Below are 12,355 nucleotides of genomic sequence, written 5' to 3'. Positions count from 1 at the left end.
TGCCATTCGCCGGCTACGTCGCGGTCGAGTCCGTTCGCGATGCCGCGAGCACGACTGTTGCGACGGCGAGCGCGAGCCCGGCGACCCGCGGTGGGGTTCGCGTGCGTCGGAAAAGCGCCGCGTTCGAGCAAGACTCATTCCGGTCGAACCCCTCGGGTCGCGTGTGCCCGAAACGCTCCACACGCAAGTGCTCGCCGTCGTCCCGCCTGAGGACGTCGACGACCACGACCTCCAGCCCGCCCTCCGCGACCTCGCCAGTTCTCGGTACGTGCTCGTCTGCCGGAAGGGCGGCGCGCCGTCGTGGCCCGAGCGCATCAAGTCGTTCCTGCTGCGCGACCCCATCGAAGCCGTCACGCTCGTCGCCGACGACGCGCCCGAGGAAGGCGCGGAGTTCACGGCGCGCGTCGAAGAAACGGAGATGGTCGGCGTCTACGACGTCGTCCGCGTGGAATAGGCGGCCGGGCTAGCCACCGCCGCCGTTGCCGCCGTAGCCGCCCGCTTCCGCTTGCATCTCCTTCTCGCGGTCGCTCTTCGCGCTGGTCGGCTGCTCCCGAATCTGTCCCCACTGGTAGAGCAGGTACAGCACGCCGACGACTGCGCCGGCGGTCAGCACGCCCACAGCGGACTCGTAGGCTGCGCCGCCCACGACGTGTACAACTGCTGCGAGCACGCCGCTCGCGGCCGTCGCGAGCCACACCCACGCCGGTGCCACGTCAGTCGGGGACAGGTCGCTCATGCGTACGTGTTGGTGGGGTGACGGTAAATGTATTCTCCCTGGGTGTGTGGTGTCGTATCTTGAGTCTATTCAGCGAGCGAATTTGGACCTTCTGTCGGACATAGTCGACCAGCTTTCGTACAGTCTATAGGTAACTCTGAGCAGACTTACCACGCCCGAAGAAGCGGGTCTGATGGACTCGATTAAAATTGGGAGCGCCAAAGTATTGTCTCACCGACGACGGTCAGCGATTCCTTGAGGATACGGACGCCGACTTCGCTACTGACCTCGGGAATTAGAAGAGATGATAGATGACTCCTCGGAGAATACGACTCGAAGAATTAGGACTGTTCGACGATTCGTTCCATGAATTCTCCAATCTCTTCGTCCGTCATTAGATCAAGTTTGTAGACTGAGAGTTTGTTGCGGATGTCCCGACTTTTCTTCTGTACGGTGTCGGACGATTCGCCGAGGAGAATTTTCGTGTGAATCTTCGCGGCGGGTTCGTACCTCGAAGACCAGCTGTCGAGGACGTCGTTCGCAAGTCGACCTTGTCCGAACATCTGTTTCGTTACGGTGTAGTCGTCGCCGTCACGAGTCAATTCGGCTCCCCACCAGAGTTGGTGGATGGCGTTCGAGTAGATGTCCGTACCACCGTCTAGGAACTTCTCTTCGTCGTCTGCGTTCGGCCAGCGATGGTAGACGAAGTCAGGGAACTTGCTGACGGTCAGCCAGTGCCAGAGTCCCGGTCTAGCGGCAGTTCTCCGTGTGATGTCGATGAACTCTCGGACTGAGGGTGCGGCCGCAGCGTCGATGTTATGATCGTTCTCGTTGTGCTCGTCAACTACGCCCTCTAGCTCGTCTCGGAGTGCCTCCAAATCAGCCGATGCGCCTTTGATGTCGTACGAGTGTTCACGGAGTGTGGATTCTGGGATCTCCGTTACGGGTTGCCCCTGTTCGATCACTTTCTTGACTTCTGCGCGTCCCGCCGCGGTGAGTTCTCGAAGTTGAGTCATCGGTTATCGACCAAGTCAAGGAGAGTCTTCAGGTGGCTGGGTGAGTCGTTCCGTGACTGTACCGCATCATCGATCTCTTGAATGAGGCGTGCTAGTCGGCTTGGCGAATTGAGGTCCTCCCGCAACATGTCGAGCGCTTCTTCGTACGACGTATCTTCTCCGTATATCGGCTCTCGAAACTTCTCGATAACGCCCTGTTTCCACGCTTCATCTGGGCCCCCGCTATCTGTGATGTCGGATGCAGCCTCCAATAGCATCTGTGGCCAGAACTCGGACTCGATGACGTCGTAGGCGACGTCACGTACGGCGGCATCCCACCCTTGGTATGCGTCACTGTCAAGGGCGGCGACGACACGCTCATGATCGCCATTCAGGTACAGTGCTGGTGGATCACGGTCGAAGTCAACGAATAGTAGGTGATCTTCGCCGGGGAAGTCTGAGTCTTCACTGAACCTCTTCGTTTCCGGTTGGAGGAGATTCTGAGTTGTTTGTTGCAGATCCGTCTTGACCGTCCAAACTTCTCCTTCTGCCATCCGGTGCCCGGGCTGTGTCGCGAAGTCTTCCGCGTCTTCTGTGCACTCAACGCAGACGAGTGCCGGTTGGATTTTGAGGGATTGCCTGACGTCCTCTCGCGGGATCGTGACTTCGAACTCCTTAGTGCCCGGTTCGCTGATCTCCACCGTATTTGAACGGTCACGTAGTATCGTCTGCCGACACCAGTATACGACCCCAATCCTGGCGGTTAGTTCTCCTTGGTCTGGAAACACGAGGTCGTAACTCCACTGTGGAAGTTCGACATTTATAGTCAACGTGACGGAGTCCCAATCCTCGTCGACGAGAGAAATCTCGTTGGTAGACGGTTCTCGAGGTGGTTCTTCGCCTCCGTCCGTCTCACAAGACTGAATCTCCCACTCCAACCCTTCTGGAGCATGTTTGTGTGGGAGTGCAGACGCATCAAGCGTCCCAGACCGAGACCGGAAGTCCGAGGGATCCAGAGATGCGAGGTCCAATTCCCCAGTCTCTGGCTCTTCTTCTGGTTGAGAGCTCATGTCCGCAGCCCTCCTTTGAAGACTTCGCCTACAATTCTGATTTTAGTCTCTCCGCGGAACGGGTTCACGTCGGAAGCCCCGCTGAACCTGATTGATTCTTGGTCCGGACCACACCGGATGACCGGTTCATCCGGATCGTCGTCCACATATACGCCTTCGTCTTCACACTCCAGATAATCAATCGGAATCGTCCCTTGAACACGACCTTCTTCGTCGATTTTCTGAAGGGTACACGTCGCCTGCCAGGCTTCGTAATCGTCCTCTCTAACTTGAGCATACCCGGAGAAATTCCACGCACCGTCCCCGCTGTCGAACGAGATTTCTGTGGTTCCGCGAAGAACTGGTGAACCACCGCCACCAGGCCCATTTGTGGAGTCTACACCTTCCCCACGTCCTTCGGGAAGACTCAACCTATCGGCCAGCCGGCCCGCGACGAGACGCCCCTCCTCTCGCGTTTGTCTCACGAGATTTTTGATAGCGTCAGTGATGATGTCCCGCTGGAGGTCCTGAATCGTCGTCCTACTACTAGTCCCGTATGTCGATTTCAGGTTCTTCGTGTACTCCCAGTTGTCGTGGCGGGGTGGCTCCGCTGCTTGAAGATAGTTATCGATGTCTTTGTCGGCTTGTGTTGGCTCTTCGTCTGTCCATCGTCGTGCTTTACCGGCCAAAACGACTCCGTGGAACTCCCGATCCCCATACACGACTCGGTTCCGGTTGTAGTACTTCACCACCATCCCAGCACCCCGAATTAACGCGACTTTGTTCGCGAGACTCCCGCTATTGTCTGGGTCCGCTAGTCTCGCATAGACGTTTATCGGGCCACTCTCTGTCTCTTCCTCACCGTCTTCGGTGTCCTTATCTTCAATCTCGAAGGTGGGTGATTGTACGGCGACGTGGCCTGGTTGCTCGAGGACATCCCGGGTGCTGTTTCGGTTCTGAATACATCGAATGAACGGCTTGACCTCTTCGTACGTGTCGGGTTCTACGTCTATCTCTTCGTCAGCAGTCTCGACAGTAACCTCGAGGTCTCCTCGAAGCATTGCCGGCCAGAACCACTTCGATGCTTCGCGGGCGACCTCGGTAGCGAGTGTCTCGGGCGACGGCTGTGATTTGCCTCCGGGCTCACAGAAACCAAGGACGGTAACGCTTGTCCCCGTTACATCGCCGGGTCGAGATATTCCCATCTCTTCAGCGACTTCGGATGCAGCCCCATCCCAGGCCGAGTACGGTCTCCCCTGTCCGTCGCCCCACTTTTGTATTGTCGACCCACTTGTACTTGCAATCGCAGTTGGCGTGCTTCCCGCGTCTACATCGCCAAACAGGCCTCGTCCCTCGTAACGGTACTCGTCAGCATCCGACTCGTGAGCGGGGAGTTGAGTTCGACCGATTAGACGAGGTGGCTCCTCGTCCGTATCACTCGGTACCGAGTTGAAGAAGACTGTTTTCAATCCCGACCATGACCACAGGACCGCTTTCCCCAGCCCGTAACTGCCGCCGGCACCACTACCTCCTTCTTTTTCTGTGATTAGCTCGTCTAGTACGAGCGCCGAGAAGGGACCGTCCCCACCTTCGGGACCGTAGAGTCCGTGGGTATTCTTGTCCTCCACGGTAACCGCGAGGAGTCGTCCATCGTCCTCTATCTCCTTGAGGACACGACTTACTGTCGCATCTTTGTCTGCATCAGTAACTTTTCTGATGTGCTCCCTGAGCGTCTCTCGTGCGGGGTCACTATGCTCTTCATCCCAGTCGATAGCGCCGAGGAAGCGCTCGAGGTCTTCTCCGGTTAGTTCGCGGAAGGAGTACGTAACTTCCGTCGTTTCTGAGATGTCTTGTCCAGCGTCGTTTGAGTTCTGGAGAGTTTCGCGAACGAAATCTTTCAGGTCGTGATCGAAGGCATATTCTGACGGATTGCCCCCTGACCGTCCCTCGTCAGTCGAAGACCGGCTGAATTTCCATCCAACGGACATTTAGAGGACAAGTGTTGCGTGGGGTCCTAATGTTTCTGGTTGAGCATATTTTCGACCTTATTGGACACTCCTCAGCAAAAATGAATTACCATATCTATCACGACATCCCGAGACCTCGCCACGAAGTACTCGGTCGCTGGGCTTTGAGTCGCGTCAGTTTTATACCCTGACTGAATCACTCGTACTCTATGAAAGCTGACGCGACCGCCGTGGACTTGTTCTGCGGGGTCGGTGGGTTGACACACGGTCTAGAGACGGCTGGGATTCCAGTCGCCGTCGGCGTGGACCGTGACGACGAGTGCGAGCACGCGTACGAGGCCAACAACGAGGCACGCTTCGAGCAGGCCGACGTCGCGGACCTTGACGCCGAACAGGTCTCGGAGTGGCTGGACGACGGGACGGTCAGCGTCCTCGCGGGCTGTGCGCCCTGCCAGCCGTTCTCGAACTTGAACAACGCCGAGGATTCCTCGGAGCGCGACGACTGGGGGCTCGTCCGCGACTTCGGGAACCTCGTCGAGGAGGTCGAACCCGGAATCGTCGTGATGGAGAACGTCTCCGAACTCCGCAACAAGCCGGTCTACTCGGACTTCGTGAACACTCTCTGGCGGGCGGGGTACGACGTCTCGTTCTCCGTCGTAGAGTGTCCGGACTACGGGATTCCGCAAGACCGGAAGCGGATCGTCGTTCTCGCCTCGAAGTACGGTCCGATCGAACTGAAGGGACCGACACACTCTCCCTCGAACTACCCGACGGTACGAGACGCGATCGGCAACGGCGTCGTTCCCGAGATTGACGCTGGCGGGGTGGACGAGAACGACCCTCTCCACCGTTCACGGACGCTCGAGGAGCAGAATATCGAACGAATTCGACAGTCGAAGCCAGGAGGGACGTGGCGTGACTGGGACCCGGAAATTCGACTAGACTGTCACACGAAGGAGAGTGGGCAGTCCTTCGGGAGCGTCTACGGTCGTATGCAGTGGGACACGACCGCGCCCACGATCACGACGCAGTATTACAACTACGGGAGCGGACGCTTCGGCCACCCAGAGCAAGACCGCGCGATCTCGCTCCGCGAGGGCGCGATCCTCCAGACGTTCCCGCCGGACTACGAGTTCGTCGAGGACGAAGAGGATATCCACTACCAGACCGTTGGTCGGTTCGTCGGTAACGCCGTCCCCGTACGTCTCGCGGAAGTCGTCGGCGAGACCATCGTCGAACACGTCGAGAACTATAATGTCGCAGCCTGAACCCAAATCAGAGCCGAGCACCGACTACGAACTCTCCCTCAGCCTCAACGTCCTCAACCACCTCGGGCTGAACCTCTACAGTAACGTCCCCGCGGTACTCTCCGAAGCCGTCGCGAACGCGTGGGACGCCGATGCCGAACGAGTCGAGGTGAACATCGACACCGAAGGAGACCGCATCGAGATCGTCGACGACGGGCACGGGATGGACGCGTACGACGTCAACCACCGGTACCTCCACGTGGGGTACCGCCGCCGCGAGGACGAGGGCAGATCGAATCGGACCCCGAAGCACGGTCGCCCGGTCATGGGCCGGAAGGGAATCGGTAAGCTGTCGCTGTTCTCGATCGCCAACACTGTGGAAGTGTACACCTCCAAAGACGGCGAGCAGCACGCCTTCCGGATGAACGTCGACGAGATCAAGGAGGCGATCAGCGAAGAGGAGGAAGACGGTGGGCGGCTCGGTGACGGACGATACCAGCCGACGGCTCTCGACACGTTCCCCGACGACTTAGAGGAGGGCACGAAGATCGTCCTGAAGGACTTGAAGAAGCGCTTGCGGACTGCCGAGAGCGCGCTACGCAAACGCCTCGCCCGTCGGTTCGGTATCATCGGCCCCGACTATAACTTCGAGATCTTGGTGAACGACGAGCCAGTGAAGGTGACCGATCGGGACTACTTCCACAAGGTCCAGTTCCTCTGGACGTTCGACGGCGACGAGTACCGCGACTACTGTCGAGACTCGAAGCTCGAAGAGCACGAGAAGCGACCGGCTACGACCGAGGACGGGCACGAGATTCGTGGTTGGATCGGGACGGTCGAACAGCCGAGCGACCTCGTAGAAGACTATCCCGGTCGACAGAACGAGACAGACGATCTGAACAAGATATCGCTGCTGGTCCGCGGGAAGATGGCGAAGCCGGATCTCCTCGAGGACTTCAACGACGGCCGGATGTACACGAAGTACCTCGTCGGCGAGATACACGCCGACTTCCTCGACTACGACGACGAGACGGACATCGCGACCTCGAACCGGGAAGACATCGTCCAAGAGGACCCGCGGTATCAGGACCTCCGCGACTTCCTCAGGGTCCAACTCAACCACATCGCGAGTCGCTGGAACGAACTCCGGAACTCGCAGGGCGCGGAAGAAGCTCGTTCGTTCGGCCCCATCGACATGTGGTTCGAGAGCCTGTCTCCGGAGAACCGCGAACGAGCGCAGCGTCTATTCGGGAAGATCAATCAGATCACCGTTGAGGACGACGACGAGCGGCGAGAACTCTTCAAACACGGCGTCCTCGCGTTCGAGAATCTCAAGTACAAGGAGAATCTCGACCGTCTCGACGACCTCACTGCCGACGCGGACACCGACGTGTCACGTACTTTCGACGGGCTCGACGACGTGGAGTCGACCCAACTCGACCAGATGGCGACCCAGCGCGCGAAGGCCATCGACGCGATTCAGGTCTGGCTGAGTGAACGAGGGTGGACCGAGGAACTCTCCGACATCGTCCGGGAGAGACCGTGGTTGTTGAACCCCGCGTGGACACAGACCGCTCGAGCCGACAGTGTCGGTGGAGTGGCCCGTATCGAACTGGACGACGTCGGCGAGAACTCGCCGCTTCACGGCCACGACGACGTGATCGCAGTCAAGCAGTCGGACGGTCTGGATCTCGTAGCGTTCCAGCCCGTGGACTTCGACCTCGGAAACGAGTTGCTGGAACGAGTACAGACGTACGAGGACGTACTCGAACACGCAGTAGCAGAGAGTAATTCCGGGCGACCGCCAGGGAACGTCGTCGTCGTCGTTCCCGAAGACACTCGCGGCGATTTCGACGGGGGATTCTTGGAACGCATGGACGCCGTCGTCCACTCCTACGAGGACCTCTTGGCGGAAGCGAAGCAGGCGTACGAACGCCAGCGGGAACGCGACACGAACGCGGGGCGCGTTACGAGACTCGTACAGGACATCGAGTCGGGTGACGCCTTCGAGTGAACGGGCGGAGAAGTAAGTACGAAGCCGACTGACACTCGACTATCGTGGTCCGAGAGAGACGCCGACGATTCCGCGAAGACCTACTCGACTGGGCGGGCGAGAACCTCCGCGAGTTCCCGTGGCGGGAACCGGACAGATCGTTCTACGAGGTGTTCGTCGCGGAGTTCTTCCTCACACAGACGCCGGCCGACAACGTCGCCGAGCTGTACCCGCGCTTTCTCCGTCGCTTCCCCGACCTAGACGCACTCGAGTCCGCGTCACTGTCGGAGATCGCGGACAGTATCGAGCCGATCGGATTCCACAATATGCGCGCTGCCGCGCTGGAGGCGATCGCCGACGAGTACGACGAACTACCGCGCGAGCGAGACGAACTCCGGCAACTTCCACGAGTCGGCTCGTACGTCGCGAACGCTACTGTCTGCTTCGCGGACAGTGAACGGGTTCCGATACTGGACCGGAACGTTCGACGGGTCTACGAACGAGTCTTCGGAGACGAGTTCGTGAACACCGCCAGCGAGGAGGAGTTCGCGGAGTCCCTACTCCCGGAGAGTGCTCCCGAGGCGAAGACGTACAACATGGCACTTCTGGACTTCGGGGCCACAGTCTGTCAGAAAGCCGGGCCAGACTGTGAGGCCTGCTTCGCCAGCCGCTACTGTACGTACTACCGCGACGAGGTGAATACGCGAGACTTTAATGAGTCGTAGCGGTCTACGAACGTGTAATGACTGCTGGGGCTCGTGTCGCCGGACTTCTCCCACTCCGACGTATGCAGAGTGTGTCTAGTGTCTCGCGAGGGCGTACAGAATGACCGACGACGAGCCACTGATCCTCCACTGTTTCGCGGACTATGGGACCGAGTGCGAGGTTCTGAGTAACTACGGCAACGTCGTCAGGGTCAGCATCGACCCCGAAGACACGAACGAGAGTGCTCCGATCAAGGCGGACGCGCACATCACCGGGGACGGGAAGAGCCACGGATTCCCGTTCAAGGACGACGTGACGTTCGACCTCGGAGTCTTCCACCCGGTCTGCACGCGCTGGGCAGCTACGACGAGCATCTCCGGAGACCCGGAGGATCACGAGAACATGATCCCGAGTGCTCGTGCGATAGCCGACGAGTTCTGTGACCACTACGTCATCGAGAACGTACCGAAGGCACCGCTCGAGAACCCGACGATCCTCAACGGGCGGATGTTCGGCTTGCCGATTGAGTACGAACGAGCGTTCGAGACGTCGTTCCGCGTCCCACAACCTCCTCGCGAGCGAAAACTCCTGACGAACCGTGGGCCGTCCGACAACACCGAAACTTCGTCGTTCTTCTTCTCGGAGCGCTCCAAAGAGTGGTGGGCCTCGGCGAAGGACTACGACCCACGTCCCTACTCGAAGCAGCACTTAGCGAAGAATACGATCCCCGCCCCGTACATCCAGTACTTGATTCGAGCGTGGATCGAGACGTACGAGGAAGAGCAAGGAATCTCCGACGGCCGAGTAGATTACTCGAACTACGACGAGGAGATGGAGACCGACCGCCGAGTGGAAGACAACACTCAGTTAGAGGACTTTCGGGGCTGATTAGTTCGATACTAATTAGCCACCCGTGAAAACACCGGGATCCGCAGAGCGGCCGCTAAGTGTCGAAGAACCCGGGAAAACGGTTATGTATGTAGTGGGACCGCCCGAATTTGAATCGGGGTTATCGGCACCCAAGGCCGAAAGGATACCAAGCTACCCCACGGTCCCGCACGTAGATGTACCGCCGGGTGTGGCGTAAGGGTTTCGTTCGGCGGGCTGTCGCCACAACGACTTTCGCGGTAGGTGTCACACGGGTACGTATGCCAACGATGCTGGAGGTCGGGCTCGCGGTCCTCGTACTGGTGGCGTTGTTCGGCGCGTACCGCGTGATTCGCGCGGTGAAGCCGTTCATCGTCAACGCGGTCGTGGGGCTCGTAGTCATCCTCATCGCAGAGTTCCTGGGGGCGCAGGTGGCGGTGACGCCGCTGGCGTTGCTCGTGGTGGCAGTCGGCGGGCTGCCGGGCGCGATACTCGTCATCCTGCTGGCGACGCTGGGGGTGGCGTTCGTGCCGGGGCTGTTGGCGGTGCCGCTAGTGGTTTGAGGAGGTGACAACGCATGGACCCGATACGACGCGCGATTGGTGGTGGTGTCGCCGGGACGATCGTGATGTCCGTGGTGCTCGTCATCGCGGAGGTCGAGGCGCGCTTCGAGCTGGGCGTCGGCCCGGCGATAGCGCGGTACGCGGGCGTCTCCGACCAGCCCGTGCTGGGGTTGTTCGTGTTCCTGCTGGCGGGGATGGTGCTGTTCCCGCTGGTGTTCGTGCGTCTGGAGCGCCTACTTTCGCAAGTGCCGGGCGGCGGCGACCCCGCAATCCGGGGGATGGCGTTCAGCATCCCGCTGTGGGTGGTGTACGTCGTCGTCGCGTCGCCCGATTTGTCGTCGCTGGAGGGCGCGCTCCACCTCTCCTTTACGCTGTTCGCGCACCTGCTGTACGGCTTCACGCTCGGCGCGGTCTACCACTCCCTCGAAGACGTCTGATTACTCGCGCCCGTAGGGGAGTTCGTCCCACTCGGCGGTGCGGTCGTCGCCGTGTTCGCGGAGGTCCCAGGGGTCGTCGGTGGTGACGGGCGCGCCCATCCGGGAGGACTGCACGAGGTTGAACAGCCAGACGACGGTGCCAACGGCGATGAGAATCGCGCCGAGCGTGGCGACCTGCTGGAGGCCCGCGAACTCCGCGGGGTAGGAGGCGTACCGCCGCGGCAGCCCTTCCTGGCCCATAATCATCATCGGGCCGAACGCGAGCACGATGCCCACGGTGGTGAGGAGGAAGTGCGCGACAGAGAGCCGGTAGTCGGTGTGTTTGCCGACGACGAGGGGGTACCAGTAGTAGACGCCCGCGAACACCGCGAACGAAATCAGCCCCATGATGATGAAGTGGAAGTGGCCGACGACGTAGTAGGTGTCGTGCAGCAGCAGGTCGATGGGGATGGCAGCGAGGAAGATACCGGTGACGCCGCCGACGATGAACGTCCCGATGCCGCCGATGCAGAACAGCATCGGCGCGGTGAGCCGGACGTGGCCGTTCCACATCGTCGTAATCCAGTTGAACACCTTCACCGCCGACGGCACGGCGATGGCGATGGAGACGGCCATGAAACTCGCGCGGAGCCGCGGGTCGATTCCCGTGGTGAACATGTGGTGAGCCCACACGCCGAACGAGAGCACCCCAATCGCCAGCGTGGAGTAGACGACGAACTTGAACCCGAACAGCTTCCGCCCCGAGAATTTCGGGACGAGGAGGCTGACGATGCCCATCGGCGGCAACACCAGTATGTACACTTCGGGGTGCCCGAAGAACCAGAACAGGTGCTGCCAGAGAATGGGGCTCCCACCCTGAATGGCGAAGAACGTCGTGCCGACGGTGCGGTCTAACAGGAGCATGACGAGCGCGCTGCCCAGCAGCGGGAACGCGAACAGAATCAGCCCGGATTGGGTGAGCATCGTCCACGAGAAGATGTCGAGTTCGCGCCACGAGACCTCGCGTTCGGTGAAGATGGTCGCGATGAAGTTGATGGCGGACATCGTGGTGGCGACCCCCGAGAGGTGCAAGCCCAGCAGGACGACGCTCACCGTCGGGAGGTCGAGTTGTACGGACAGCGGCGCGTAGAACGTCCACCCGGTCGCAGGTGGCGCGAGCGCGAGCAGTTGTTCGCCGAGCGCTCCGAGGCCGCCCCCGACGAGGACGTGGCCGAGGACGTCCGAGAGCAGGCCGGCGCGCATGAGCACGAGCGCGGGGACGAGCAGCCAGAAGGCGATGGCGTTGATGCGGGGGAACGCCATGTCGTCGGCACCGATGAACAGCGGGAGCAGGTAGTTCCCGAGGCCGGCGAGCGCGGGCGTCCCGAACAGGAACAGCATCGTGAGCCCGTGCATCGTGAACAGGGCGTTGTACGTGTGTTCGTCCCAGACGGAGACCGCGGGGTCGTACAGTTCGGTGCGCATCATCATCGCGTCCGTGCCTCCCCAGAGGAACGCGGTCGCGGCGAACGCCAGATACAGCAGCCCGATGTCCTTGTGGTCGACCGTCGTCAGCCAGCGCGTGACGCCACTCAGTTTGTGCGACGCCGAGGTTCCGAGGAGGTAGCCCGAGTCCGCGGGTTCGCCGCCGTCGGGCTCGGCGGGAGCGTCCGGGCTGCTGGCGCGCCCGCCGCCGTCCGCGAGCGCGTTCCCGTCGCTCGGCGGCGTCGGCGGTGCGTCGCGGGACCGTTCCGCGCGCCACGCGGCGTAGAGCACGAGCCCGGCGGCGGCGACCGAGAGCGCGGCCAGTCCAGCCGCGGCGACCAGCGTCATGTGCG

12 protein-coding genes and 1 tRNA gene are annotated in these 12,355 nt (G+C 60.7%); 7 read left to right on the top strand and 6 right to left on the bottom strand.

Translation table 11 applies throughout. From position 1 onward, the window contains the following. Nucleotides 1-163: 163 nt before the first annotated feature. The gene (locus LT974_RS14175; protein WP_232588273.1) at nucleotides 164-454 is read left to right on the top strand and encodes a DUF7526 family protein; all 291 of its coding nucleotides are present in this window, start codon (nucleotides 164-166) and stop codon (nucleotides 452-454) included. Nucleotides 455-463: 9 nt separating this feature from the next. Here LT974_RS14175 and LT974_RS14170 read toward each other — a convergent pair whose 3' ends face one another. The 4 genes from LT974_RS14170 to LT974_RS14155 form a co-directional block, all read right to left on the bottom strand. Then, the gene (locus LT974_RS14170) at nucleotides 464-736 is read right to left on the bottom strand and encodes a hypothetical protein (protein WP_232588272.1); all 273 of its coding nucleotides are present in this window, start codon (nucleotides 734-736) and stop codon (nucleotides 464-466) included. A gap of 320 nt (nucleotides 737-1,056) precedes the next feature. Further along, complete coding sequence (locus LT974_RS14165; protein WP_232588271.1) at nucleotides 1,057-1,680, bottom strand: DUF6339 family protein; 624 nt, start codon at nucleotides 1,678-1,680, stop codon at nucleotides 1,057-1,059. Nucleotides 1,681-1,727: 47 nt separating this feature from the next. Continuing rightward, nucleotides 1,728-2,780, bottom strand: coding sequence for a hypothetical protein (locus LT974_RS14160; protein WP_232588270.1), 1,053 nt, complete (start codon nucleotides 2,778-2,780; stop codon nucleotides 1,728-1,730). Beyond that, nucleotides 2,777-4,747 carry a hypothetical protein gene (locus LT974_RS14155; RefSeq protein WP_232588269.1) on the bottom strand — a complete coding sequence of 657 codons (1,971 nt, stop codon included), beginning with the start codon at nucleotides 4,745-4,747 and terminating at the stop codon, nucleotides 2,777-2,779. Before LT974_RS14155 ends, LT974_RS14160 begins: the two co-directional genes overlap by 4 nt. A 188-nt stretch (nucleotides 4,748-4,935) precedes the next feature. Between LT974_RS14155 and LT974_RS14150 the strand changes: the two genes are divergently transcribed. The 4 genes from LT974_RS14150 (at nucleotide 4,936) to LT974_RS14135 (ending at nucleotide 9,559) form a co-directional block, all read left to right on the top strand. Next, nucleotides 4,936-5,994, top strand: coding sequence for a DNA cytosine methyltransferase (locus LT974_RS14150; protein WP_232588268.1), 1,059 nt, complete (start codon nucleotides 4,936-4,938; stop codon nucleotides 5,992-5,994). Next, nucleotides 5,981-7,987, top strand: coding sequence for a BbrUII/HgiDII family restriction enzyme (locus tag LT974_RS14145; RefSeq protein WP_232588267.1), 2,007 nt, complete (start codon nucleotides 5,981-5,983; stop codon nucleotides 7,985-7,987). Before LT974_RS14150 ends, LT974_RS14145 begins: the two co-directional genes overlap by 14 nt. Nucleotides 7,988-8,031: 44 nt before the next feature. Continuing rightward, on the top strand, nucleotides 8,032-8,691 hold the full coding sequence (locus LT974_RS14140; protein ID WP_232588266.1) for an HhH-GPD family protein: 660 nt from the start codon (nucleotides 8,032-8,034) through the stop codon (nucleotides 8,689-8,691). Between the two features lie 100 nt (nucleotides 8,692-8,791). Then, complete coding sequence (locus tag LT974_RS14135; RefSeq protein WP_232588265.1) at nucleotides 8,792-9,559, top strand: hypothetical protein; 768 nt, start codon at nucleotides 8,792-8,794, stop codon at nucleotides 9,557-9,559. Between the two features lie 95 nt (nucleotides 9,560-9,654). Here the strand turns inward: LT974_RS14135 and LT974_RS14130 are convergent. After that, nucleotides 9,655-9,727, bottom strand: a tRNA-Pro gene (locus LT974_RS14130). Between the two features lie 92 nt (nucleotides 9,728-9,819). Between LT974_RS14130 and LT974_RS14125 the strand changes: the two genes are divergently transcribed. Beyond that, on the top strand, nucleotides 9,820-10,101 hold the full coding sequence (locus LT974_RS14125) for a pro-sigmaK processing inhibitor BofA family protein (protein WP_232588264.1): 282 nt from the start codon (nucleotides 9,820-9,822) through the stop codon (nucleotides 10,099-10,101). Nucleotides 10,102-10,115: 14 nt separating this feature from the next. Next, a complete protein-coding gene (locus LT974_RS14120; RefSeq protein WP_232588263.1) occupies nucleotides 10,116-10,538 on the top strand; it encodes a DUF6789 family protein in 423 nt (140 codons plus the stop codon). Here LT974_RS14120 and LT974_RS14115 read toward each other — a convergent pair whose 3' ends face one another. Next, the gene (locus tag LT974_RS14115; RefSeq protein WP_232588262.1) at nucleotides 10,539-12,350 is read right to left on the bottom strand and encodes a cbb3-type cytochrome c oxidase subunit I; all 1,812 of its coding nucleotides are present in this window, start codon (nucleotides 12,348-12,350) and stop codon (nucleotides 10,539-10,541) included. It lies immediately after the preceding gene. Nucleotides 12,351-12,355 lie beyond the last annotated feature (5 nt).

The organism is Halobacterium noricense, from assembly GCF_021233435.1.
GTDB lineage: Archaea > Halobacteriota > Halobacteria > Halobacteriales > Halobacteriaceae > Halobacterium > Halobacterium noricense.
The sequence above is the reverse complement of the archived record's forward strand: the minus strand, read 5'-3'. Positions and strand labels throughout refer to the sequence as shown.